Genomic DNA, 22,966 nt, shown 5'->3' with positions numbered 1-22,966 from the left:
CTCGACCCTACGATTTCCGGGTCGCTGCCGGGAAGCGCGACGAAGGACGTAGGCCGTGTGTCTTCCGATACATTGAGCGCGGCGAAACATCGTGCGGCGCAATAGTGTTCATTGTGTGTTCGGGGGTATGACGCCCGCGTGAACGCGAGGTTCCAAGTGGCGGTCGACGACCTCAGCCATACGCAGGCTCGAACTCGCGGCCGCCCGGAACCCCGCGCGCACGCTGACCGTCACGGAGGCCGTCGCGGTGCTGGCCGACCTCGCGGAGGTCGCCTCCGATCCGCGCACCGACCGCCGCGTCGGCATCCTGCCGTGACGCGCTCGCCGAGTTCGAGCCCCGGCGGCGCCGGGCGCGCCGCGCTCAGCTGGATCCTCGACCGCGAGCGCGATATCGACGTGGTACGCGAGGCACCTGCGCAACACCTTGGACGAACTCGGCGCGACCTCGCGGTGGGCCATGGTCGCCCACGCGGCCGCCGCGACCCCCTCTCGCCCTACCGGCAGTCCTGAAACCCGCCGGGAGAACGGGGAATCCCCCGGCGGGCCAGTGCCCAACCGGGGGATTCGATTGCCGCTCAGTACATTCAGACTCGAGTCAGGGCCTTGGCCTCGCGACGGCGGCGGTGCAGGATGGGCTCGGTGTAGCCGTTGGGCTGCTTGGTGCCCTCCAGGATGAGTTCCTTGGCGGCCTGGAAGGCGATGCTGCCCGCGAAGTCCGGCGCCAGCGGCCGGTAGTTCGGGTCGCCCGCGTTCTGGCGGTCCACCACGGGCGCCATCCGCTCCAGGCTGGCCACCACCTCGTCGGCGGTGACGATGCCGTGGCGCAGCCAGTTGGCCATGAGCTGGCTGGAGATGCGCAGGGTCGCGCGGTCCTCCATCAGGCCGACGTCCTTGATGTCGGGCACCTTGGAGCAGCCCACGCCCTGGTCGATCCAGCGCACCACGTAGCCCAGGATGGACTGCGAGTTGTTGTCCAGCTCCTGCTGCTTGTCCTCGGCGGTCCAGTTCGGGTCCGCGGCCAGCGGGATCTCGAGGATCTGGTCGACGGTGGCGCGACGGCCGCCCTTGGCGATCTCGGCCTGCCGCTTGAACACGTCCACCAGGTGGTAGTGGGTGGCGTGCAGGGTGGCGGCGGTCGGCGAGGGCACCCACGCGGTGTTGGCGCCTGCCTTCGGGTGACCGACCTTCTGCACCAGCATGTCGGCCATCAGGTCCGGCATGGCCCACATGCCCTTGCCGATCTGCGCCTTGCCGGGCAGGCCCGCGGCCAGACCGGTGTCGACGTTCCAGTCCTCGTAGGACAGGATCCACTGCTGGGCCTTCATATCGGCCTTGCGGACCATCGGCCCGGCCTCCATGGAGGTGTGGATCTCATCGCCCGTGCGGTCCAGGAAGCCGGTGTTGATGAACACCACCCGCTCCTTGGCGGCGGCGATGGACGCCTTCAGGTTCACCGTGGTGCGGCGCTCCTCGTCCATGATGCCGACCTTGAGGGTGTTGCGCTCCAGGCCGATCACGTCCTCGACGCGGCCGAACAGCTCGTTGGTGAACGCGACCTCGTCGGGGCCGTGCATCTTCGGCTTCACGATGTAGACCGAGCCGGTGCGGCTGTTCTTCAGCTTCGTATCACCGTTCAGCGAATGCTTGGCGATCAGCGAGGTGATCAGGCCGTCGAGAATGCCCTCGGGCACCTCGTTGCCGTCCTTGTCGAGGATGGCGTCGGAGGTCATCAGGTGACCCACGTTGCGCACGAACAGCAGCGAACGGCCGTGCAGCACCAGCTCCGACCCGTCCAGCGCGGTGTAGACGCGGTCCGGGTTCATGGTGCGGGTGAATGTCTTGCCGCCCTTGCTCACCTCTTCGGCCAGGTCGCCCTTCATCAGGCCCAGCCAGTTGTGGTAGCAGAGGACCTTGTCCTCGGCGTCGACGGCGGCGACCGAGTCCTCGAAGTCCATGATCGTGGTGACCGCGGACTCCAGCACCACGTCCTTCACACCGGCGGTGTCGGTGCTGCCGATCGGCGAGGACGGGTCGATCTGGATCTCGATGTGCAGGCCGTTGTGCTTCAGCAGCACCGAACTCGGCGACGCCGGATCACCGATGTAGCCGACCAGTTGACCCGGATCGGCCAGGCCGATCTCGGTGCCGTCCTCCAGGCCGACCTCGAGCTCACCGTCGACGATCTTGTAGGAGGTGGAGCCGATGTGCGAGCCGGTGATCAGCGTGACGGCGTCGTCGAGGAAGTTGCGCGCCCACTCGATGACCTTGTCACCGCGCACCTTGTTGTAGCCCGAACCCTTCTCCGCGCCACCGGTCTCCGGAATCGCATCCGTGCCGTACAGCGCGTCGTAGAGCGACCCCCAGCGCGCGTTGGCGGCGTTGATCGCGAAGCGCGCGTTCATCACCGGCACCACCAGCTGCGGACCCGCGGTCGAGGCGATCTCGGCGTCGACGTTCTGGGTCTCGATCTGGAAATCGGCCGGCTCCTCGCGCAGGTAGCCGATATCGGTGAGGAACTTCTTGTAGGCGGCCTTGTCGTAGTTCGCGCCGGGGTTCTCGGCGTGCCAGGCGTCGAGCTTGCCCTGGATCTCGTCGCGTTCGGCCAGCAAGGCGCGGTTGCGCGGAGCCAGATCGTTGATCACCTGCTCGGCACCGGCCCAGAACGCGGCGGAATCTACGCCGGTACCGGGAAGCGCCTCGTTCTCGACGAACTCGTGGAGAACGCTGGCCACCTGGAGCCCGCCGACCTGAATCCGCTCTGTCATCTACTGCCTCACTTCTGAGAAAGCCTGGTGGGAAAAGACGGTCATATGTTACCCGCCGGTAAAGCCCTCACCTGCGCGAGGGCCGTGCGCGTCGAGTGCGTCGGGTCAAACGCCTCGGCTGCCGAATCTGTTCCGCCGCGCCCGCGAAGCCTGGTCGGTCGCACAGCGCGTCACCCGCTGCCGGCGGTCGGCCGGACAACCCCTTGATCGTAACCGCCCGCGCAATTAATGTACTGACCGGAACATTTCCCTATGGAGGGAGCCCCGGTGACGCTCGACGGCAAGGTGGCGCTGGTCACAGGCGGTAGCCGCGGCCTCGGCAGGCGGATGGTGCTGGCGTTCGCGGAGGCGGGCGCCGACGTCGTGATCGCGAGCAGGCAGTTCGACGGGTGCGCCGCCCTGGCGCGCGAGGTGCGCGAGACCTACGGCAGGCGCGCCCTGCCGGTCTCCTGCAATGTGAGCGACTGGGATCGCTGCGACGAGCTGGTGGCGACGGCCTACGCCGAATTCGGGCGGGTCGACGTGCTGGTCAACAACGCGGGAATGTCGCTGCTGTACCCGAGCCTGGATCTGGTCGGCGAGGCGATGTTCGACAAGGTGATCGCCGTCAACCTCAAGGGGCCGTTCCGGCTGTCGGCTCTCGTCGCGCCCCGGATGGCGGCGGCCGGGGGCGGCAGCATCCTCAACATCTCCTCCATCGAGGCCGCCCGGCCCGAGCCGATGGCCATTCCCTACGCCGCCGCGAAGGCCGGGCTCAACGCCCTCACCGCGGGCATGGCGCAGGCCTACGGGCCGTCGGTGCGCGTCAACGCCATCCAGTGCGGCGCGTTCGCCACCGACATCTCCAAGGCCTGGCCCGAGGAGCTGTGCAGCCACCTCACCTCCGCCAACGCCCTCGGCCGTGTCGGCGAGCCCGACGAGATCGTCGGCGCGGCACTGTATTTCGCCACCGACGCGTCGGCATTCTGCACCGGTGCGACACTGGCGCTGGACGGCGGCTGGAAGTGAACACCTCCGGCGGCCACGACACGACGAGCGAAGGACGGCGATGAAAGCGCTGGTGTACGCGGGCCCGGGGCAGATCGAGTTCGCCGAGTGCACGGCACTGCCCGGCCCCGACGGCGCGATCGTGCGCGTCACGGCGGCGGGCGTCTGCGGCAGCGATCTGCCCCTGGCGCAGGTAAACGAGTTGGAGTTCCACATCGGCCTGTGCTCGATCCAGTGCGAGCTGCCCGCCCTGCTGCGCCTCACCGCGGCGAACCGTCTGCGCCCCGAAGCGGTTGTCTCCCATACGCTTCCGCTGTCCGACCGTGCGCGATCCTACCGCATGTTCGCCGACCGCGCGGACAACGTATGCAAGACCGTGCTGGACGCGTCGCGATGAGAACGCTCGACGACACGGCGAGCTCGCTCGAACATCGTTGCCGGGCAAGCAGACTTCGTCGTACTCGGGCCGCGAGCGCTACCCGCGTTCTCGGCACCTGTCGCGTTCGCGATCACCGAGAAGCCGTTGCCGCTGGACACTGGCACGTTCCGAGCGGAGCGCGGCGGTGAGCGGCCCCGCGCCCGTCCGGCGCCGGGGACGGCCACCCGGCTCGGCGGCCGGTGCGGGCGACACCAGGGCGCGCATCCTCGACGCGGCCCTGGAACTGTTCGCGGAGCGGGGTTTCCACGGCACCGGCGTCGCCGAGATCGGCGACCGCGCCGACGTCCAGCGCGGCGCGCTCTACTACCACATCGGCTCCAAAGAGGAACTGCTCTGGCAGATCCTGCGCGACTACACGGTCCTGGTGCTCGATGACGCCGAGCGCATCGCGGACGGCCCCGGCGACCCGGTCGACAAGCTGCGTGCGCTGATCCGCAGCCACGTGCGCCTCATCATCAGGCACCGGCGCGAAGTGGCTGTCCAACTGCGCGATGTGGGCGCGCTCACCGGGGAACGCGCCGCCGAACTCCAGGACCTGCGCGACCGGGTGCAGCGCGCCTGGCAGCGCGTCCTCGACGCGGGCCACGCGGCGGGCGTGCTGCGCACCGCCGACCACGTCGTCACCAACAGCCTGCTCGGCATGCTGAATTCGGTGACCCTCTGGTATCGGCCGCACGGGGGCCGCACCCCCGACGAGATCGCCGACATCCTCCTCGCCACCGTCCTCGACGGTGTCGCGACCGACCGCACGACGAAAGGCTGACCATGGCTTGGGATTTCGAGACCGACCCGGAGTTCCAGTCCAAGCTGGACTGGGCCGCGGAGTTCGTCCGCACCGAGGTCGAACCCCTCGACCTGCTCTACCCGAATCCCTACGACCGCACCGACTCCGAGGCCATGGCGCTGATGCGCCCGCTCAAGGAGAAGGTGAAGGAGCAGGGGCTGTGGGCCTGCCATCTGGGCCCCGAACTCGGCGGCCCCGGCTACGGGCAGATGAAGCTGGCGCTGCTCAACGAGGTGCTCGGCACGTCGATCTGGGCGCCGTCCGTCTTCGGTTGCCAGGCACCGGATTCCGGTAACGCCGAGATCCTCGCCCATTACGGCACGCAGGCACAGAAGGACGAGTATCTGGCGCCGCTGCTGGCCGGGGAGATCGGCTCCTGTTACGTGATGACCGAACCCACGGGCGGCTCCGATCCCACCTTGTTCCGCACCCGTGCGGTCCGCGACGGCGACCACTGGGTGATCAACGGCGAGAAGTGGTTCAACTCCAACGCGCAGTTCGCCGCCTTCCACATCGTCATGGTGGTGACGAACCCCGAAGTGAGCCCGTACCAGGGCATGTCGATGTTCATCGTGCCCGCCGGCACCCCCGGCCTCGAGATCGTGAAGAACTTCCACGTGCGCGGGTTCAGCGAACACGAGGGCCACCTGCGATTCACCGACGTCCGGGTGCCCGCCGACCACCTGCTGGGCGAGGAGGGGCAGGGCTTCCTCGTCGCGCAGACCCGCCTCGGCGGCGGGCGCGTGCACCACGCCATGCGCACGGTCGCGTTGGTGCGCAAGGCATTCGACATGATGTGCGAGCGCGCGGTGTCGCGTCAGATGCGCAAAGGCCCGCTGGGCGGGCTCCAGATGACCCAGGAGCGCATCGCCGACAGCTGGATCGAGATGGAGCAGTTCCGGCTGCTGGTCCTGCGCACCGCCTGGCGCATCGACAAGGAACAGGACTACCTGAAGGTGCGCAAGGACATCGCCGCCATCAAGGTGGCCATGCCCAAGGTCATGCACGACATCGCCCAGCGCGCCCTGCACCTGCACGGCGCGATCGGCGTCAGCGACGACCTGCCGTTCGTCGACATGATGAACTACGCCGAGGTGATGGGCCTGGCCGACGGGCCCACCGAGGTCCACAAGATCACCCTCGCCAAGGAGGTGCTGAAGACCTACGCCCCCGCAGATCCCGTGTATCCCAGCGGATATCGCCCCGCCCTGCGCGAGCAGGCCCGGGCCCTGGTCGCCGAACGCCTGGAACACATCGTCGGCAACCTCTGACCGTCACGCGGGCGGTTGAGCATTCGAACGTGAGTCGGGGTCGCGGCGGGCTCGAGCACGTCGTCGGCAACCCGTGACCGTCACCCGGGGCGGATGAGTGGGCGTTCGAACGCGGGTCGGGTGTCGCGCCGGGGCGGTGTCGCAGGGAAATCCCCACTGGCAGCGGCCTTTCCGCGACTCCGGCCCGAGCATCCGGTCGGCCACGAGTTTGTCAGTGGCCCTCGACAACGCCGCCCGCGGCCTCGTTCGCGTGCCACAATTCTCTTCTCGCACAGATCGATCCGGACGAGGGGAACGCTCGTGAGGCGTGGCACGCTGTCTCTCGCGGGTGCTGCCGTCGCGGGCGCGCTCGTCGCGGCCGGGTGCACCGGAGACGCCGACCCGCCCGCCACACCGACCACTGTCGCGAGCACCACCGCAACCTTGGCGACCACCGCGCCGACGGCGGTTCCCTATACGGGAATTCTGCCGAGCACGGCGCCCACGTTGCGGCGCACCACGACCGGTGTCAGCACCATCGGCCCACCCTCCACGACGCCCACGGCCAACGGCACGCCGGTCTTCCCGACGACGACCGACACCGATCCGACCACCATCGACCCGACCACCACCGCGGTGATCCCGCCGCCGGACACCACACCGACGCCGTGACCGGTTCCGCCGAGCACGGCACGCCCGCCGCCGTGCTCGGGCTGCTCGGCGCCCTCGCCTCACAGGTCGCGTTCGTGACGGCCGTGCTCTACTACTTCGGCTGGGCCCACCACCGCGCCTTCTACGGCCACTTCGGCGTGCCCGCCGCGATGCTCGGTTTCACCACCCAGGACTACGTGCTCGCCAGCCTCTCGTCGATGTTCGTCCCGGTCCTGGTCACGCTGCTGACCGCGCTGGCGCTGCTGCCCCTGCACCGCGCGCCCGCCGCGCACGCGCGCCGGACCGCGCGGCCGCGCCGCACGCTGCGCGGCTGGATTCTCGGGCTCGCGGTGATGGGCGGGAGCCTCACGATGCTCGTCGCCGTCGCCGCCTTGGTGCCCACCCCGCTGGCCGCGCCGCTCGCTACGCCGGGCCCGGTGCTGCTGGTGGCGGGCGCGGCGCTTTCGGCCTGCGCGCTCGGATTGCGCTGGCGCCACCGGTTCCTGATCGGCAGCGCCCACGCGAGCCGGGTGGCGACGCGGGCGGGCGTCCTCGCGCTGGTGTCGGTCGCCGTGATCGGCTACATCTGGGCTGTCGCCGCCTACGGCGAACGCAAGGGCGCCCGCGAAGCCGCGCACGCCGAGGCCGCGCACTTCATCGACCGCCCGACCGTACTGGTGTTCAGCACCGAGCGCCTGGCCCTCGAAGGAGCGGGCACGCAGGTCGGTGAGATCACCGCGCCCGGCGAGAAGTACCGCTACGTCTACAGCGGCCTGTGGCTGCTGGCCCGCGCGGACGACCGCTGGTATCTGCTGCCGCAACAGTGGCAGCGCGGCCGCGACCGCGTCTTCCTGCTCGACGACGACGAATCCGTGCGCGTCGACCTCGGCCGGAATCCGTGAAAGAGGCTCGCGCGCAATCGCTCTCGGTGCGTGGCGCCGCGCCCGCTACGCCGAGCGCACGGTCGGTCCCGCCATGGAGGCGACGGGGCTGAGGCGCAGGACCTCGCTCATCCGTCGGGTGAGCGCGGGCGGGCCCGCGAACTCGACGCGCCCGGTGCGCTGGGCGTGGGCGAGGGTGATGCGGCCGAGCCAGACCTGGTAGAGGGCGGCGACCTCGGCGCGGATGGTCACGTCGACCGGGAAGCCCGGATCGGCCGAGCACACCGACGGCGTCCCGTGTTCCACCACGATCCAATACCGGCGCGGATCGTCGTGGAACAGCAGGTTCAGCACGTGCCGGGCGCCGGGGAACGACGAGGTGTCCAGGCGGGTGTGCATCCACCACACCAGCAGATCGGCGTCCAGTTCGTGCGGATCGGGCTCGCCGAACGTCCACCGCGCACCCCATTCCCCCAGGCCGAACAGGATCGGCTCGAGCTCGCGTCCCGAATCGGTGAGCAGGTAGCGACCGCCGGTCCTGTGCACCAGCCCGGCCCGTTCGAACTGGCGCAGCCGCTTCGTGAGCAGACTGCGCGACAGCCCCGGCAGCCCGCGCGCCAGGTCGTTGAACCGGGTGCTCCCGACCAGCAGATCGCGCAGGATCAGCAGCGACCACCGGTCGCCGAGCACGTCGAGCGCCCGCGAGATCGGGCAGTACTGGCCGTAGCTCACCGTGTCTGTCGTCACGCCACACCTCGCGGATCGCCGGTCCACATCCAGGACCGGGAGGGTTCACTTTCTGGACTATTCGGTTATCGCGGCCGTTCGTAGCTTCGAAACATGAACACCACAGCAACCCTCCCCGGCACCGCCGACCTGGCCGCCACAGCCCGTGAGATCGGCGAATCCCTGCGCGACGGAGTCGCCGAGCGCGACCGCACCGGCGAGATCTCCCTCGCCGCCTTCGACCGGTTGCGCGAGGCGGGTCTCGCCGCCGCCCTGGTGCCCGCCGAGTTCGGCGGCGGCGGGGCGACCCACCGCGAGCTGGGTGCGGTGCTGCGCGCACTCGGCAGGCACGACCCGTCAACCGCCGTCACCTTCGCCATGCACACGCACCTGGTCGCCACCCAGGTGTGGCGGCACCGCCACGGCGCGGACGCGAGCGCCGTCTTCGGCAAGGTGGTGGGCGGCGCGCTGCTCGTCAGCACCGGCGCCGCCGACTGGGTGGCCTCCTCGGGCCGCGCCGAACGCGTCGACGGCGGCTACCGGGTGCACGCCCGCAAAGCGCCCGCCAGCGGCTGCGAAGCCGGCACCGTCCTGGTCACCAGCGTCCGCCACGACGGCGACCCCGCCGGCCCCCAGGTGCTGCACTGCGCGATCCCGCTCTCCGCGCCCGGGGTGCGGATCGAAAAGACCTGGGACACCATGGGTTTGCGCGCCACCGGCTCACACACCGTGCTACTCGAGGACGTGTTCGTCCCCGACGCCGCGGTGTCGCTCGTGCGCCCCGCCGACCGGTGGCCGCCGCTGCTGAACGCGGTGATCGGCGCCGCCATCCCCCTGATCCTCTCGGCCTACCTCGGCATCGCCGACGGCGCGGTCGACGCGGCGCTCGCGCTGGTCGCCGGCCGTCCCGATCCGCACCTCCCGGGGCAGGTGGGCGAACTCGCCAACGCGCACACCACCGCCGACGACCTGATCGAGGCCATGTTCGCCGCCTCCGACGACCTCGGTTTCGACGCCACCGACGCCCACGCCGCCCGCATCCTGAGCCGCAAGACGGTCGCCGCCGAAGCCCTCATCGGCACCGTCCGCCGCGCGGCCGAACTCGCCGGCGGCGCGGGCTACTCCCGCACGCACGACCTCGAAATGCGCCTGCGCGACATCCACGGCTGCGTCTACCACCCGCTCCCGCGCGCCAAGCAGACCGCGTTCACCGGCCACGTCCTGCTCGGCCACGGCCCGCTCGGCTGAACCCTGGGGCCTCGCGGGTCGTGTTATATGGGAACGCATGCCCCCGTGCCGAAAGGACCGCACCCGATGATCGCGCGCCTCGCCCGTTCCCCGATCACCTGGCTCGCCGTCGCGGTTCTCGTCGCCGCGACGGCGATCGGAGCGGTGTGGTTCCAGCCGTGGCGGCTGTTCACCGATGTCACGGTGTCCGAGGCGCCGCCCACCGCGGCCGCCGATCCGGCCGCTCCCGAGCCCGCCGCGCCCCGGGTGCTCGCGCGCGGGACGTTCCTCTCCCACGAGCACGCCACGTCGGGCACCGTGGCCGTGCTGGCGCTCCCGGACGGGAGCCGCGTGCTCCGGATCGAGGATCTGGACACGTCCGACGGCCCCGATCTGCACGTGTGGCTCAGCGATGCGCCGGTCATCGACGGGGTGTCCGGCTGGGGCGTTTTCGATGACGGGCGCTACGCCGATCTCGGCGGATTGAAGGGCAACAAGGGCGACCAGAACTACCCGGTACCCGCCACCGTGGATCTGTCGGTCCTCACCAGCGTCTCGATCTGGTGCGACCGGTTCAATGTTTCGTTCGGAGCCGCCGAACTGCACCCCGTCTGATCGGCCCGAGGTCCGGTAGACCCGAGCGCGGTCCAACGGCATGCCCGGGATGAACGCCGACGCCAGCCGGGCGAAATACCTTGCCGGACAACGCATCGTGCGGCAATCCCCCGCCGTAGCGGGCACGATGGGCCCCTCGGGGCGGCGATCGGCGCACACCCGCGAAAATGGGCCGACAACGCCGGGTTCGGTGTGCCACCATGTGTTTCCACGAGGACCGCGCCGACCGGCGGTGCGGTCCGCCGACATCCAGGAAGGAGGAAGTGGCCCGTGCGCGATCCGTATCTGGACTCCAAGCCTCACGAAGCCGGGCGGCGACAGCCGAACCCGAGCGCGCCCGGTCGACAGTCGCTCGGCGACGTCACCGCGATCGGCCACTTCCCCGCCGATCGCTGATCCGGCGCCCGCCGCATCCCTCGCATCCCTTTCCGCGTCGTCTCGAACATGGTGAGCCCCATGATATTCCGCCGTGCCGCGAACTCCGCGGCGTTGACCGTCGACAACTGGATACACAGCGGCGTTCTCGTGCTCAACGCCTCCTACGAGGCGCTGGACGAGATCGCCGCCGACCGCGCCGTCGTGCTGGTGCTCAGCGGGGCCGCCGAGTCGGTCGCGGATCGGGAGCCGTACTTCCCCATCCGTTCCCGGCACGTCGAGATAGCGCTGCCCGAGACCATCCGCCTGCTGCGCTACGTCTACATCGAGCACACCGCGCTGGTGCACGACGAGAGCCGCGCCACGCTCGCGGGCGTGCTGCGGCGCGACGCGCACCGCTGCGGCTACTGCGCCGGGTGGGCGCGCACCGTCGACCACATCCGCCCCCGCAGCCGGGGCGGGCCGAACACCTGGAGCAACCTCGTCGCGGCCTGCGCACCGTGCAACACGCGCAAGGCCGACCGCACCCCGGAGGAGGCCGGGATGCGGTTGCTGTGGGAGCCGAAGGCGCCCAACCACCTGGCCAAGCGGCAACGCCGGATCTGGAAGCACCTGGCCACCACCTGAACACCGGGAGAGGAGTGAATCATGACCGCCCGTACCACCTCGACAGCCGTCGAGCCGCTGCTGACCGATCTGCTGCCGCTCTCGGACGCGCGCGGCTGGCACCGCGCCGCGTGCCGGGGCGACCCGAACCACGAGGCGTGGTTCCCGTACCCGTCGCAGGACTTCGCGTACGCCCGCACCGTGTGCGGTGGCTGCCCCATCCGGGCGGAGTGCGCCGACTTCGCCGCCGCCACCGGACAGTCCGGGGTGTGGGGCGGGCACGAGTTCGATCGGGGACGCGTGATCCGCGAGTAGGACCGGGCGCGGACCGCCGGACACGGCGGTCCGCGCCGTTCGGCGCAAGTGGACGCGCCCGGCGTGCCCCGGCGGCGGGACCATACACTGATCGCCGTGGGCACTCATCGCAGCGGAACCCGGTCCCGGGGCGTCAGCAAAGGTCCGGTTATCGCAGTGGTCGCGATCCTGCTGCTGGGAGCCGCGATCTTCGGCTGGTTCCAGTTGCGCGACCGGGCCGCCGACCGCGACAGCGCCGCGGCCGCCGACTGCGTGGAGGGCGAGGTCACGCTCTTCGTCACCGTCGACCCCGGACTGGAGGGCCCGGTCCGCGCGATCGCCGACAAGTACAACGCCACCGCGCCGGTGGTGCGCGACCACTGCGCGCAGGTGACCGTCACCGGCCGTCCCTCGGCCGATATCGCCGCGGGGTTCCGGGACAGCGGTGTGTGGAACGGCACCCTCGGCCCGCAGCCCGCGCTGTGGATTCCCGATTCCTCGCGCGCCGTCGAGTCGATGCGGGTGCCCGGACTCATCGCCGGCGACCCACTTCCGTTGGCGGGCACGCCGATCGCGCTCGGCGTGCCGGAGGCGCTGCGCGCCGCGCTCACCGAGGCCCAGGTCGCGTGGGGCGATCTGCCGCGCCTGCAACAGGGTTCGCTCGCCGAGATCGGCCTGCCGGGGTGGGGTGGGCTGCGGCTCGCGCTGCCGCCGGGCGACGCGACGCTGGGCGTGGCCGTCGCGACCGGTGCGGCGATCGCGGGTGAGGAACCGCTCTCCGAGGCGGGCGCCGCGACGGGCCAGGTGGTGACCGCCGTGTCCGGGCTCGCGGCGGGCGCGCCCGAGGCCGCCGACACCGCCGCCGCGCTGGCCGCGATCGCCGACGCGGCACACGGACCGGACTCGACCATTCACGCCGTTGCCGCAACCGAACAGCAAATCGCGCGGCAGCCGGGTGTGGCGGTGTATCGCCCGGTGGGCACGGCGCCGACCTCGGACCATCCCGTCGCGATCATGTCGGGACCGTGGGTCGATCAGACGCAGAACCTGGTCGCGGGGATCTTCGCCGACTACCTGCGAGACAGCGCCAACGCCGGCTTCTTCACCGCCGAAGGCTTCACCGCCGTGCCGCCGCCGACCGGTCCCGGCGCGACACGCGCCGCGCTGGAGAAGGTTTCGGCCACCCTCGCCGACCCGGTGCTGGGCGTGCGGGCCACGGCGCTGGTGGACGTGTCGGCGTCCATGTCGACTCCGGAGGGCGTGAGCACCCGCCTCGGCACCGTCACCGGCGCGCTGCTGTCGACCATGAACGTGATGCCGCCCGATTACGCGCTCGGCATCTGGGCGTTCGGCAAGAACCTCGAGGGCACCACGCCCTACCGGGTCGAGACGCCGACCGGTCCGCTCACCGACAGCCAGCGCTCGACGCTCACCAGCACCCTGAACAGCTTGCGCGCCACCGATATTCGCGCCGACCAGGCCTACCCCTCGCTGATCGCCGCCTACGCGGCCGCGATCGAGGACTACACGCCGGGCCGCACCAACTCGGTCCTGCTCATCACCGACGGCCCCGACGACGACTCCTCGGTGACCGGCGCGCAACTGCTGGCCGACCTCGCCGCGGCCGCCGACCCCGACCGCCCGGTGCGCATCGACGTCATCGTCATCGGCGGCACGGGCACCGAAACCCTCCAGGCCGCCGCCGAGAACACCGGCGGCACCTACACCCGATTGCCGACCACCAACGACATCAGCTTCGGCACCGCCGTGGTGGAGGCGCTGACCACCACCTGACCGGTCGCGGGGAGATACGCTCGCCCGCAACCGACCTCGGGAGGTCCACACTCGGGCAGCTCAGTGGGCCGGAGCGACGTTCACCAGCGCGCCGGATTCCATTGCCACCCAGAGTGTTCCATCCGGCGCGGCGGCGATTCCGTGCGGTTCCGCACCGGGCAGGTCGGTCACCGTGATGTCGCCCTCCACCGTGCAGCGACCCAGACGCGATGTTCCCCACTCCGTGAACCACAGCGCCCCATGACTTCCCGTGACGATCGCGTGCGGACGCGCCGCGCGGTCCGGTAGCGGGAATTCGATGATCGCGCCGTCCGTCGTGATCCGGCCGAGCTGCCCCGCCCCGATCTCCACGAACCACAGCGCACCGTCGGGTCCCGCCGTGATGCCGATCGGCCCCGCCTGCTCGGTGGGCAAGGCGAAGGTGGTGAGCGCCCCGTCCACGGTGAGCCTGCCGATCGCGTTGCCCTGGTTGAGCGTGCACCACAGCGCCCCATCGGATCCCGGGACGATCATCGACGGCATTCCCGGCGCGGCGAACCGCGTGAGGGCACCGTCCGCGTCGAGCCGACCGATGTGACCGGTCCCCGGCTCCGTGAACCACAGCGCCCCGTCGGGTCCGACGCACAGCCCGTACGGACCGTCGGCCTTCACGAACGACAGCTCCCCGTCGTGGTCGATACGACCGAGGCGGTTCCCGCGAAACTCGGTGAACCACAATGCATCCCCCGGCCCCGCGACGATCACCGTGGGCTGCCCGTCCGCCGGATCGAGCGGAAAGACCTCCACCTGATCACCCGTCAGCCGCCCGATCGCCCCCTTGTCCACCATGGTGAACCACACGCCGCCGTGCGCGTCCACGGTTACCCCGTAGGGCGAGCCGGGCGTCTCGACCGTACGAATATCAGCCAATCTCGTTCACCTCCAAGTGTTCACCCGCGAACCGCCGACGCAGCGCGCGGTCGTGGGATACGACGACGACCGCGCCCGGGCACTCGGTGAGCGCTTCCTCCAGCTCCTCCACCAGCGTCAGCGACAGGTGGTTGGTCGGCTCGTCCAGCAGCAGCAGGTCGTGCGGCTCGCTCAGCAACCGCGCCAGCGCCAGCCGCCGCCGCTGCCCTTCCGACAGCGCGCCCACGGGCAGGTCCAACGCCGAGCGCTTGAACAACCCGGTCCCCATGAGCCGGTCGCGCCCGAAACCATAGGTCTGCACGACGGTCGGCTCCGGATCGAACGCCACCTCCTGTCGCAGATAGCCGATCCGCCCGGACGACTCGGCGTAGATCCGTTCCAGCAGTGTCGTTTTCCCCGAGCCGTTCGGCCCGTGGATGAGCAGCCGGTCCTGCGGGCCCAAGGTCACCGAGCCGAGGCGGAACGACTTTTCGTCCGCCGCAGTGAATCCCCCGCGGAACCGCAGCGGCTTCGGCGGCTCCGGCACCGGGTCGTCGGTGAGCCGGCGGATCCGTTCGGCCGTCCGCCGCACCCGCGACGACACCGAACTCTGCACGCGGCCCGCGTTACGGTCGTAGGCCATCTTGTTCTTGTCCTTGCGTTCCCGGCCCGGCGCGACGCTATGCGCGGTGCTCGCCGCGAACTGCTCCAGCTCGCGGATCTCGGCGCGCCAGTCCGCGAACGCCTGCTCCCAGCGCTGCCGCGCCGCGGCCTTCTCGGCGAGGAAACCCGAGTAGCCGCCACCGAACCGGGTGAGTCCGCCGTGGTCGACCTCCACGATCGCGGTGGCGACGCGGTCCAGGAACACCCGGTCGTGCGACACCACCACGACGGTGCCGCGATGCGCCCGCAGCCGGTCCTCCAGCCACGAAAGTGCCGCCTCGTCCAGATGATTCGTCGGCTCGTCCAGCAGTAGGATCTCCGGTGAGGCGGCCAGCAGGCAGGCCAGCGCCAGCCGAGCCCGTTCGCCACCCGACAGCGACGGCAGCGGCCGTTCCCGGCCGACGCCCGCCAGACCGAGTCCGTGCATCGCCTTGTCGACCCGGCTGTCGGCTTCGTACCCGTCGCGCGCCTCGAAGGCCGTGAGCAGTTCACCGTAAGCGTCCATGTCCTGCGCCTCGGCGGCGCGCTCCATGGCGTCCCGGAGTGCGCGCAGCTCGGCCAGGGCCAGATCGATCGCCTCCCCGACGGTCGCGCCCGCCACGGTCTGGGCGAGATGACCGGCACCGCCCGCCGCCGTCACGGTGACCGCGCCGTCGTCGACGGGCTCGAGCCCGGCCAGCACGCGCAGCAACGTCGATTTGCCCGAACCGTTCTCGCCCGCGCCGCCGACGCGGCCGCCACCCTGGCCCGCGCGGGCTTCTGAACTCCGGCAGCAACCCTATTCCGCGTACGCCTCCAGCGGCGGGCAGGAGCACACCAGGTTCCGGTCGCCGAACGCGCCGTCGATGCGCCGCACCGGCGGCCACACCTTGGCCCGCGCGTGCGCGAGACCCCTTGGGTAGACCGCGATCTCGCGGCTGTACGGGTGGTTCCAGTCGCCCACCAGGCTGGCCGCGGTGTGGGGCGCGCCGCGCAGCGGGTTGTCCTCCACCGGCCACTCCCCCGCGCCGACGCGGTCGATCTCGGCGCGGATGGCGATCATGGCCTCCACGAAATCGTCCAGCTCGGCCAGGTTCTCGCTCTCGGTGGGCTCCACCATCAGCGTGCCCGCCACCGGGAAACTCATGGTCGGCGCATGGAAACCGTAGTCCGCCAGGCGTTTCGCGACATCGTCCACGGTGACGCCGGTGCGCTTGGTGATCTCGCGCAGATCGAGGATGCACTCGTGGGCGACCATTCCGTTCTCACCGGTGTAGAGCACCGGGAAGTACTCGTCGAGGCGGCGCGCCAGGTAGTTGGCCGACGCGATCGCCGACAGCGTCGCCCGGCGCAACCCGGCAGGGCCCATCATCCGGATGTAGGCCCAGGTGATCGGCAGGATCGACGCGGAACCGTACTTCGCCGCCGATACCGCGTGCGACCCGCGCTCCAGCGGGTCACCGGGCAGGTACTTCGCCAGGTGCTCGCGCACCGCGACCGGACCCACGCCGGGACCGCCGCCGCCGTGCGGGATGCAGAACGTCTTGTGCAGGTTCAGGTGACTCACGTCGCCGCCGAACCGCCCCGGCCGCGCCAGTCCGACCAGCGCGTTCAGATTCGCGCCGTCCACGTACACCTGGCCGCCCGCGTCGTGCACCAGCGCGCACAGCTCGGCCACCTCGTGCTCGTACACCCCGTGCGTGGACGGGTAGGTGATCATGATGCAGGCCAGCCGGTCGGCGTGGTCGGCGATCTTCGCGCGCAGATCGTCCAGGTCCACGTCGCCGTTCTCGCGGCACTTCACCACCTCGACGCGCAAGCCCACCATGGCCGCCGACGCCGCGTTGGTGCCGTGCGCGCTGGACGGGATCAGGCAGGTGTCGCGGTGCGTGTCGCCCCGGTCCAGGTGGTAGCGGCGGATGGCCAGTAGCCCGGCGTACTCGCCCTGGCTGCCCGCGTTCGGTTGCAGGCTCACCCGGTCGTACCCGGTGATCTCCGACAGCCAGCCCTCCAGGTCGGCGATCAGCCGCAGCAGTCCGGGCGCGTCCTCCACCGGCGCGTACGGGTGCACCCGGGCGAATCCGGGCCAGGTGATCGGCTCCATCTCGGCGGTCGCGTTCAGCTTCATCGTGCAGGAGCCGAGCGGAATCATGCTGCGGTCCAAGGCGATGTCCTTGTCGGACAGCCGGCGCAGGTAGCGCAGCATGGCGGTCTCGGTGTGGTAGCTGGTGAACGCCGGATGCGTCAGGTACGCCGAGGTGCGGGTCTCGATCGGCGCGGCCACGGTGGCCGTGTTCTCGGAAGACAATGCGGTGCCGAAGGATTCGAGCACGGCCGCGACGTGCGCGTCGGTGGTCGCCTCGTCGCAGGCGATGGCCACGTGGTCGGCGTCCACCGGCCGCAGGTTGATGCCGCGCGACTTCGCCTTGGCCACAACGGCTTCCGCGCCGCCCGGCACGTGCGCGAGCACGGTGTCGAAGAAGGTGTCGTGCACGACGGCGCCGTCCAGTCCCGCCGCGAGCGCCGCCGCGTGCCCGTGCACGCGCCGCGCGATGGCGCGCAGGCCGTCGGCGCCGTGGTAGCTCGCGTACATGGCGGCCACGATCGCCAGCAGCACCTGCGCGGTACAGATGTTGGAGGTGGCCTTCTCGCGGCGGATGTGCTGTTCGCGGGTCTGCAACGCCAGGCGGTAGGCGCGGTCGCCGTCGGCGTCGACCGAGACGCCCACCAGCCGGCCCGGCAGCTGCCGCGCGTGCGCGGTGCGCACCGCCAGGTAGCCGGCGTGCGGACCGCCGAACCCGAGCGGCACCCCGAAACGCTGTGTGGTGCCGAAGCACACGTCGGCGCCCTGCTCCCCGGGCGGCGTCACCAGCGTGAGCGCGAGCAGATCCGCGCCCGCGGCCACCAGCGCGCCGCGCTCGTGCGCGGCGGTGATCACCGGGGTCCAGTCCACGATCCGGCCCGACGCGCCCGGCGTCTGCACCAGCACGCCGAAGAAGTCGCCCTCGGGCAGCTCACCGCCGGACAGGTCCGCTTCGACGATCTCGATGCCGAGCGGCTCGGCGCGGGTCTCGAGGACGGTCCTGGTCTGCGGGAACAGATCGGCGTCGACCAGCAGGCGCGACGAGGAGGACCGGCCCGCGCGGCGCAGCAGCGTCATCGCCTCGGCCGCGGCGGTGGCCTCGTCCAGCATGGACGCGTTCGCCACGTCCATGCCGGTGAGGTCGGAGACCATGGTCTGGAAGTTGAGCAGCGCCTCGAGCCTGCCCTGGCTGATCTCGGGCTGGTAGGGCGTGTAGGCGGTGTACCAGGCGGGGTTCTCGAGCAGGTTGCGCACCAGCACCGGCGGGGTGAGGGTGTCGTAGTACCCGAGGCCGATCATGGACGTGGCGACCGTGTTGCTGTGTGCGAGGGCGGCCAGCTCGGTCAGCGCCTCGTGTTCGGAGAGGGCGGGCGGCAGGGCGGCGAGCGCGCCCTCGGCGGAGTCGTCGAGGATGCTCGCGGGCAGGGCCGCGGTGGCCAGGTCGTCGAGCGAGCCGACGCCCACGACGGCCAGCATGCGGTCGAGTTCGCTCCGGTCGGGTCCGATGTGGCGGTCGGCGAAGGATCGAGTCACGGCAGCTCCAAGGTCGGGCGGGTCGACCGGAGTCGACGGCGGGCCCTCCCCCTCTGTCGTGGTGCCTGAGAGATTCGGGGACCGCGATGGCGGGCTCCCTTTCCCCATGGGCGGGCGGCTCGGAGCCACCGCTTTCCAGAGGCGTCGATGCCCGCACGGTCCCTGTTGCCTGAGAGATTGACGGGGAGGTGCTGCTCCTTCGGCGCCCGGGCGGATGTGCCCGGGACTCTCCCGCACGGCGGCGACGCACCGCCAGTTTATGCCGCGCTCGCGCGGATCGCCGTCTCGGGCGGAGTGTCGCGCTCGTCACTCCGCCCCGGCGCGGTCGTGCGCGCTAGCCGGTGGCCCGGTTCATCCGCGCCTTGCGGCGGTAGGCCAGCTCGTCCTCCGGGCGCTCGGTGGCGCTGGTGGCGCGCTCGGCCGGGAAGTTGGCGATGACACCCGTGAGCTCGCGCATCGCGCCGCTGACCGCGATGCCGAAGACGCCCTGGCCGCCCTGCAGTAAATCCACCACTTCCTCGGGCGAGGTGCACTCGTACACCGACGTGCCGTCGGAGAACAGCGTGATGCCGGCCAGATCCTGCACGCCGCGGCTGCGCAGATGGTCGACCGCGATGCGGATGTTCTGCAGCGAGATGCCCGCGTCCAGCAGCCGCTTCACGATCTTGAGGACCAGGATGTCCTTGAACGAGTACAGCCGCTGGCTGCCCGACCCCGCCGCGCCCCGGATGGACGGCACGACCAGACCGGTCCTGGCCCAGTAGTCCAGTTGCCGATAAGTGATGCCCGCTACTTGGCACGCGCTCGGGACGCGGTAGCCGACCAGATCATCGGGGACGGAATCGTCCGGGAAGAGGCCTGGCTGCACCTCGGAGTCCCCGGTCGGACTCACGCCCGGCCGCCGCACATCCTGCGATTGCTCTGCCACTGACCGCTCCCTTGCTCCGCCGACGCCTAGCCTCATCGATGACCCGGCTCCGTGTATGACCGACAACCCGTCATTCCGGACGTGGTCCAACTATCGAGATTACTCCCGTCGATTGTCTCGGGAGCGGCATCGTGAGACCAAACGCGACGCGCGGTAAAAGTCTCCAGCTGTACTTCAGGTCTAGAAGTTTCTCGCCGTTCTCAGCTGTCGGTGGCCTTGAAATCGTCCGGGGAGACCGATTCCAGGAACTCCTTGAACTTCTCGACCTCGTCCTCGCGCTCGTCGGGCATCACCAGACCGGCCTCCTCGAGCACCGCCTCCTCGGCGTAGATCGGGCAGCCGACGCGCAGGGCGATGGCCACCGAGTCCGACGGCCGCGCCGAGATCTTCAGCTCGTTGTCGAACACCAGATCCGCGTAGAAGGTGCCCTCCTGCAGATCCACGATCCGGACCTCTTTGAGGGTGTGCCCGAGCTCGGTGATCAGGATCTTGATCAGATCGTGGGTCAACGGCCGGATCGGGGTCACCCCCTCCTGCTCGAGCACGATGGCGGTGGCCTCGGCCTGGCCGATCCAGATCGGCAGATACCGATCCCCCGACACCTCGCGGAGCAACAGCACGGGCTGATTCTGTGGCTGCTCGACACGGATGCCGATCACGCGCATTTCACTCATGCCTCCGCCTCCCACTGTCTTCCGGCCGCCCGGCTGGACCTCCGCAGAGCTCGCCGTATCACGAGTCTATGCGAACTTCCGGCGGCGCAGCGATCGGTGCGCACAGCCGAAATCGGTGTGTTGCCGGTGTGGAACCCGCGCGCGGAATCAGTTGCCGAGCGCGCCGCGCACCGCGGACTTCACCAGGCTGGTGTGCAGGGTCAGCGAGAGCGCCGCCAGTTCGCGGACGGTCTCCTCGGCCCTGGCCCGCGCGCCGGCGTCGCGGCTCTTGGCGATGGGCGCCGCGATCTGGGCCAGCAGCGCCGCCTCGCGGTCGGCGGCCAGTTTGAACGCGCGCAGATGCCGTGCTTCCAAGCCGAATTCGGCCATCGCGCGCGCGGTGCGCGCCACCGTGACGGCCTCGGCGTCGAAATAGCCCCCCGCGCCCGGTGTGATCAGATTCGCCCGGATCAGATCGGTGAGGAACTTCTCATCGATCTCGGCCTTGGCGAGCAGATCCCCTCGGGTGAGGCGGATTTCGTGATCGAAGCGCAACTCGTCGGGCGACACCTCGCCCGGCACCACGCCCAGGCGGCGGGGTGCCGCGGGCGGTGTGGCGCGCCCGTCGCGAGCCGCCGAGTCGCCGTCGGACGCGGAGGCAGGCCCCGCCTGCGCACCACCCCGCGCGGAGTGCGCCCGCGCGCGGGCCTCCCGCACGCCGAGGGTCGCCGCACCGCTGTCGATCGCTTCCAGTTGCTCCTTGATCACCTTCAACGGCAGGTACTGGTCGCGCTGCGCGGTGAGCACGAAACGCAGCCGCTCGCAGTCGGCGACCGAGAACCTGCGGTAGCCGGACGGCGTGCGCTCCGGCCGGATCAGCCCCTCGGATTCGAGGAAGCGGATCTTGGAAATGGTGACATCGGGAAAATCAGGGCGCAGCAGGTCCAGCACGGAGCCGATCGACATCCCTCCGCGCGCCCACTGCGCCGCACCCGTCACAGCACCGAGCCTTTCGATCTCGCCGGCGCCGGCGCGCTCATAGGCTGCCCGCACCCGCTGACGACTCGTTCACCGACGCCCGCGGCCCGGTCAGGAACACGAGCCGGAACTTGCCGATCTGGACCTCGTCCCCGTTCTGCAACTCCGAGGAGTCCACGGGCTCCCGGTTCACGTAGGTGCCGTTCAGGCTGCCCACGTCGACCACCTGGTAGGTGTCGTCGTCCTGCCGGAACTCGGCGTGACGACGGCTGACGGTGACATCGTCCAGGAAGATGTCACTGTCGGGATGGCGACCCGCCGACGTGGTCGGCTGGTCCAGGAGGAATCGCGATCCGGCGTTCGGACCGCGCTTGACGACCAGAAGGGCCGCGCCCGCGGGCAGGCCCTCCACCCCTTGCACCGGCTGTTCGCCGGTCGGCTCACCGGAGCGCGACGCGTCGACCTCGTTCAGGAAGTCCGCGCGGAAGACCGACGTCGTCTCGGCCGCGGTCTCCTGGTAACCCGGGTCTTTGTTCTCGCTCACCGTTTCTCTCCTCCTCGAACCTGATTATCCATGCAAGCAGGTGATGCTTCGTCGACACAACCGATCGTGTCGTCAGAACACCGGCATTCGGTTGCCGGCACATCCGTTGGCTCTGACCGTACCCTGCCGGGGCGTGCCCGTGCAGGGAGAACCGGTAAGGCCGGGTCAGCCTCCGATAACTCCTTGATAACCTGCCGCATCCAGCAGTTCACCGAGGGTGACGTCCAGTCCCGCGGGGTCGGCGACCTCGAGTTCGAACAGCCATCCGTCACCGTAGGGATCGCTGTTGAGCAGTTCGGGCTGTGCGTCCAGTTCCCCGTTCACCGCAACGACTTTCGCGGCCAGCGGAGCATAGATGTCGGACACGCTCTTGGTCGACTCCACCTCCGCGATGCTCTCCCCCGCGGTCGCCTCCCGGTCCACGTCGGGCAACTGCACGAACACGACGTCGCCGAGCTGGGTCTGCGCGTAGTCGGTGATGCCGACCCGCACCCGATTGGGGCCGATCCGGTTCACCCATTCGTGCTCTTCGGTGTAGCGCAGTTCCTCGGGGGTATGGGCCACTGGGCGTCCTTTCGTCGTGAACGGTGCACGCAACCTTATCGGTTATGGGTGACGATGCCCCACAGCCGGTATCGCTCGCGCCACGGCGATCGCGCGCCCCGCGTAGAGCGCGCCCGTCCAGAGATACACCGCGGTGCCCCAGATGAGGAAGGCCCAGCCGAAGGCACGGCCGAAACCGTCCAGCGCCCAATCCATCTGCCCGGCCAGCAGCCACGGCAGCGCCGACATGAGCGCGAACGTGGCGGCTTTGCCCAGGTAGATCACCTCGGGCGGGTCCATCTCGCGACGCCGGTACACCGAGAGGGTGAGGGTCAGCACCAGATCGCGCCCGACCAGCAGCACCGCGATCCACCAGGGCAGCAACCCGCGGATCACGAAGGCCAGCAAGGTCGTCACCAGGAAGAGCCGGTCCACGAACGGATCCAGCAGCGCACCCAGGCGCGAGCTCTGGTCCAGCAGCCGGGCGAGTTTGCCGTCCAGGAAGTCGGTCACCCCGCTGGCGACCAGCAGGGCGAAGGCCCAGCCGTCGGCCCGTTCGACCAGCAACAGCCACAGGAACAGCGGCACGCCGATCAGCCGCAGCACGCTCAGGACGTTGGGCACCGTGAGGATGCGGTCGTCCAGGATGCCGCGCAGGCCGGGGCGGCCGTCGGGTTCGGTGGTTCCCGGTTCCATAGTCACACGCCGTGCATACCGCACCGGCCCCCGGCACCGCCATCCGGGCACCTCCCGGCGAGCGGCGACACGGGCGGAACGCGC

The 22,966-nt window shown here is 70.3% G+C and carries 23 protein-coding genes, 1 pseudogene and 1 riboswitch; of the genes and pseudogenes, 12 read left to right on the top strand and 12 right to left on the bottom strand.

Annotated features, from left to right (window positions below):
- Positions 1–584 precede the first annotated feature (584 nt).
- Complete coding sequence (locus OHB21_RS27945; RefSeq protein WP_067502301.1) at positions 585–2,765, bottom strand: malate synthase G; 2,181 nt, start codon at positions 2,763–2,765, stop codon at positions 585–587.
- A gap of 252 nt (positions 2,766–3,017) precedes the next feature.
- On the opposite strand from OHB21_RS27945, the gene OHB21_RS27940 reads away from it, so the two are divergent.
- The 6 genes from OHB21_RS27940 (at position 3,018) to OHB21_RS27915 (ending at position 7,778) form a co-directional block, all read left to right on the top strand.
- The gene (locus OHB21_RS27940; protein WP_067502304.1) at positions 3,018–3,773 is read left to right on the top strand and encodes an SDR family NAD(P)-dependent oxidoreductase; all 756 of its coding nucleotides are present in this window, start codon (positions 3,018–3,020) and stop codon (positions 3,771–3,773) included.
- Positions 3,774–3,813: 40 nt separating this feature from the next.
- Positions 3,814–4,149 (top strand): hypothetical protein, encoded by a 336-nt coding sequence (locus tag OHB21_RS27935; protein ID WP_067502307.1) that lies wholly within the window; start codon positions 3,814–3,816, stop codon positions 4,147–4,149.
- Positions 4,150–4,315: 166 nt separating this feature from the next.
- Complete coding sequence (locus OHB21_RS27930; RefSeq protein ID WP_067502311.1) at positions 4,316–4,954, top strand: TetR/AcrR family transcriptional regulator; 639 nt, start codon at positions 4,316–4,318, stop codon at positions 4,952–4,954.
- A 2-nt stretch (positions 4,955–4,956) separates the two neighbouring features.
- On the top strand, positions 4,957–6,246 hold the full coding sequence (locus OHB21_RS27925; RefSeq protein ID WP_067502315.1) for an acyl-CoA dehydrogenase family protein: 1,290 nt from the start codon (positions 4,957–4,959) through the stop codon (positions 6,244–6,246).
- Between the two features lie 300 nt (positions 6,247–6,546).
- Positions 6,547–6,897 carry a hypothetical protein gene (locus OHB21_RS27920; protein WP_113974991.1) on the top strand — a complete coding sequence of 117 codons (351 nt, stop codon included), beginning with the start codon at positions 6,547–6,549 and terminating at the stop codon, positions 6,895–6,897.
- Entirely contained in the window at positions 6,894–7,778 is an 885-nt protein-coding gene (locus OHB21_RS27915; RefSeq protein ID WP_113974990.1) for a hypothetical protein, read from the top strand. The genes OHB21_RS27920 and OHB21_RS27915 overlap by 4 nt, the downstream gene beginning before the upstream one ends.
- 45 nt (positions 7,779–7,823) lie before the next feature.
- Here OHB21_RS27915 and OHB21_RS27910 read toward each other — a convergent pair whose 3' ends face one another.
- Positions 7,824–8,504: a winged helix-turn-helix transcriptional regulator gene (locus OHB21_RS27910; RefSeq protein WP_067502351.1), complete on the bottom strand. Its 681-nt coding sequence runs from the start codon at positions 8,502–8,504 to the stop codon at positions 7,824–7,826.
- 93 nt (positions 8,505–8,597) lie between these two features.
- Here OHB21_RS27910 and OHB21_RS27905 point away from each other — a divergent pair, with 93 nt between their 5' ends.
- The 6 genes from OHB21_RS27905 (at position 8,598) to OHB21_RS27880 (ending at position 13,394) form a co-directional block, all read left to right on the top strand.
- A complete protein-coding gene (locus tag OHB21_RS27905; RefSeq protein ID WP_067502354.1) occupies positions 8,598–9,731 on the top strand; it encodes an acyl-CoA dehydrogenase family protein in 1,134 nt (377 codons plus the stop codon).
- Positions 9,732–9,797: 66 nt separating this feature from the next.
- On the top strand, positions 9,798–10,325 hold the full coding sequence (locus tag OHB21_RS27900) for a DM13 domain-containing protein (RefSeq protein ID WP_067502357.1): 528 nt from the start codon (positions 9,798–9,800) through the stop codon (positions 10,323–10,325).
- Positions 10,326–10,595: 270 nt separating this feature from the next.
- The gene (locus tag OHB21_RS27895) at positions 10,596–10,721 is read left to right on the top strand and encodes a hypothetical protein (RefSeq protein WP_328436193.1); all 126 of its coding nucleotides are present in this window, start codon (positions 10,596–10,598) and stop codon (positions 10,719–10,721) included.
- Positions 10,722–10,781: 60 nt separating this feature from the next.
- Positions 10,782–11,327, top strand: a complete 546-nt coding sequence (locus tag OHB21_RS27890; protein ID WP_067502360.1) for an HNH endonuclease — start codon at positions 10,782–10,784, stop codon at positions 11,325–11,327.
- Between the two features lie 21 nt (positions 11,328–11,348).
- The gene (locus OHB21_RS27885) at positions 11,349–11,621 is read left to right on the top strand and encodes a WhiB family transcriptional regulator (RefSeq protein WP_067502363.1); all 273 of its coding nucleotides are present in this window, start codon (positions 11,349–11,351) and stop codon (positions 11,619–11,621) included.
- 156 nt (positions 11,622–11,777) lie between these two features.
- Positions 11,778–13,394 carry a VWA domain-containing protein gene (locus tag OHB21_RS27880; protein ID WP_067502366.1) on the top strand — a complete coding sequence of 539 codons (1,617 nt, stop codon included), beginning with the start codon at positions 11,778–11,780 and terminating at the stop codon, positions 13,392–13,394.
- A gap of 60 nt (positions 13,395–13,454) precedes the next feature.
- Here the strand turns inward: OHB21_RS27880 and OHB21_RS27875 are convergent, their stop codons facing one another.
- The 10 genes and pseudogenes from OHB21_RS27875 to OHB21_RS27830 all read right to left on the bottom strand — a co-directional run bounded on the left by OHB21_RS27875 (position 13,455) and on the right by OHB21_RS27830 (position 22,882).
- Positions 13,455–14,303 (bottom strand): Vgb family protein, encoded by an 849-nt coding sequence (locus tag OHB21_RS27875; RefSeq protein ID WP_067502367.1) that lies wholly within the window; start codon positions 14,301–14,303, stop codon positions 13,455–13,457.
- Positions 14,296–15,120, bottom strand: a complete 825-nt coding sequence (locus OHB21_RS27870) for an ATP-binding cassette domain-containing protein (RefSeq protein ID WP_407675262.1) — start codon at positions 15,118–15,120, stop codon at positions 14,296–14,298. Before OHB21_RS27870 ends, OHB21_RS27875 begins: the two co-directional genes overlap by 8 nt.
- 84 nt (positions 15,121–15,204) lie before the next feature.
- Positions 15,205–15,684: pseudogene (locus tag OHB21_RS27865) on the bottom strand (ATP-binding cassette domain-containing protein); the annotation flags it as partial.
- A gap of 39 nt (positions 15,685–15,723) precedes the next feature.
- Positions 15,724–18,540: an aminomethyl-transferring glycine dehydrogenase gene (gene gcvP / locus OHB21_RS27860; RefSeq protein WP_195124158.1), complete on the bottom strand. Its 2,817-nt coding sequence runs from the start codon at positions 18,538–18,540 to the stop codon at positions 15,724–15,726.
- Between the two features lie 146 nt (positions 18,541–18,686).
- Positions 18,687–18,784, bottom strand: a riboswitch (glycine riboswitch).
- A 90-nt stretch (positions 18,785–18,874) separates the two neighbouring features.
- Complete coding sequence (locus tag OHB21_RS27855; protein ID WP_067502374.1) at positions 18,875–19,468, bottom strand: MerR family transcriptional regulator; 594 nt, start codon at positions 19,466–19,468, stop codon at positions 18,875–18,877.
- 200 nt (positions 19,469–19,668) lie between these two features.
- A complete protein-coding gene (locus tag OHB21_RS27850) occupies positions 19,669–20,142 on the bottom strand; it encodes a bifunctional nuclease family protein (protein ID WP_067502377.1) in 474 nt (157 codons plus the stop codon).
- 147 nt (positions 20,143–20,289) lie between these two features.
- Positions 20,290–21,087 carry a transcriptional regulator FtsR gene (ftsR, locus tag OHB21_RS27845; RefSeq protein ID WP_113975034.1) on the bottom strand — a complete coding sequence of 266 codons (798 nt, stop codon included), beginning with the start codon at positions 21,085–21,087 and terminating at the stop codon, positions 20,290–20,292.
- A 70-nt stretch (positions 21,088–21,157) separates the two neighbouring features.
- A complete protein-coding gene (garA, locus tag OHB21_RS27840; protein WP_067502383.1) occupies positions 21,158–21,643 on the bottom strand; it encodes a glycogen accumulation regulator GarA in 486 nt (161 codons plus the stop codon).
- 165 nt (positions 21,644–21,808) lie between these two features.
- Positions 21,809–22,207: a glycine cleavage system protein GcvH gene (gene gcvH, locus OHB21_RS27835; protein WP_067502386.1), complete on the bottom strand. Its 399-nt coding sequence runs from the start codon at positions 22,205–22,207 to the stop codon at positions 21,809–21,811.
- A 42-nt stretch (positions 22,208–22,249) separates the two neighbouring features.
- On the bottom strand, positions 22,250–22,882 hold the full coding sequence (locus tag OHB21_RS27830) for a CDP-alcohol phosphatidyltransferase family protein (protein WP_067502388.1): 633 nt from the start codon (positions 22,880–22,882) through the stop codon (positions 22,250–22,252).
- Positions 22,883–22,966 lie beyond the last annotated feature (84 nt).

The organism is Nocardia puris, from assembly GCF_036051655.1.
In the GTDB taxonomy this organism is placed as follows: Bacteria; Actinomycetota; Actinomycetes; order Mycobacteriales; family Mycobacteriaceae; genus Nocardia; species Nocardia puris.
This window is presented reverse-complemented; position numbering and strand designations above follow the sequence as displayed.

What these genes read in the sequence shown, in the direction of transcription:
- OHB21_RS27945 (WP_067502301.1), bottom strand. Translation starts at nt 2,765, where the DNA reads ATGACAGAGCGGATTCAGGTCGGCGGGCTCCAGGTGGCCAGCGTTCTC.
- OHB21_RS27940 (WP_067502304.1), top strand. Translation starts at nt 3,018, where the DNA reads ATGGAGGGAGCCCCGGTGACGCTCGACGGCAAGGTGGCGCTGGTCACA.
- OHB21_RS27935 (WP_067502307.1), top strand. Translation starts at nt 3,814, where the DNA reads ATGAAAGCGCTGGTGTACGCGGGCCCGGGGCAGATCGAGTTCGCCGAG.
- OHB21_RS27925 (WP_067502315.1), top strand. Translation starts at nt 4,957, where the DNA reads ATGGCTTGGGATTTCGAGACCGACCCGGAGTTCCAGTCCAAGCTGGAC.
- OHB21_RS27905 (WP_067502354.1), top strand. Translation starts at nt 8,598, where the DNA reads ATGAACACCACAGCAACCCTCCCCGGCACCGCCGACCTGGCCGCCACA.
- OHB21_RS27900 (WP_067502357.1), top strand. Translation starts at nt 9,798, where the DNA reads ATGATCGCGCGCCTCGCCCGTTCCCCGATCACCTGGCTCGCCGTCGCG.
- OHB21_RS27890 (WP_067502360.1), top strand. Translation starts at nt 10,782, where the DNA reads ATGATATTCCGCCGTGCCGCGAACTCCGCGGCGTTGACCGTCGACAAC.
- OHB21_RS27885 (WP_067502363.1), top strand. Translation starts at nt 11,349, where the DNA reads ATGACCGCCCGTACCACCTCGACAGCCGTCGAGCCGCTGCTGACCGAT.
- OHB21_RS27850 (WP_067502377.1), bottom strand. Translation starts at nt 20,142, where the DNA reads ATGAGTGAAATGCGCGTGATCGGCATCCGTGTCGAGCAGCCACAGAAT.
- ftsR (WP_113975034.1), bottom strand. Translation starts at nt 21,087, where the DNA reads ATGTCGATCGGCTCCGTGCTGGACCTGCTGCGCCCTGATTTTCCCGAT.
- OHB21_RS27830 (WP_067502388.1), bottom strand. Translation starts at nt 22,882, where the DNA reads ATGGAACCGGGAACCACCGAACCCGACGGCCGCCCCGGCCTGCGCGGC.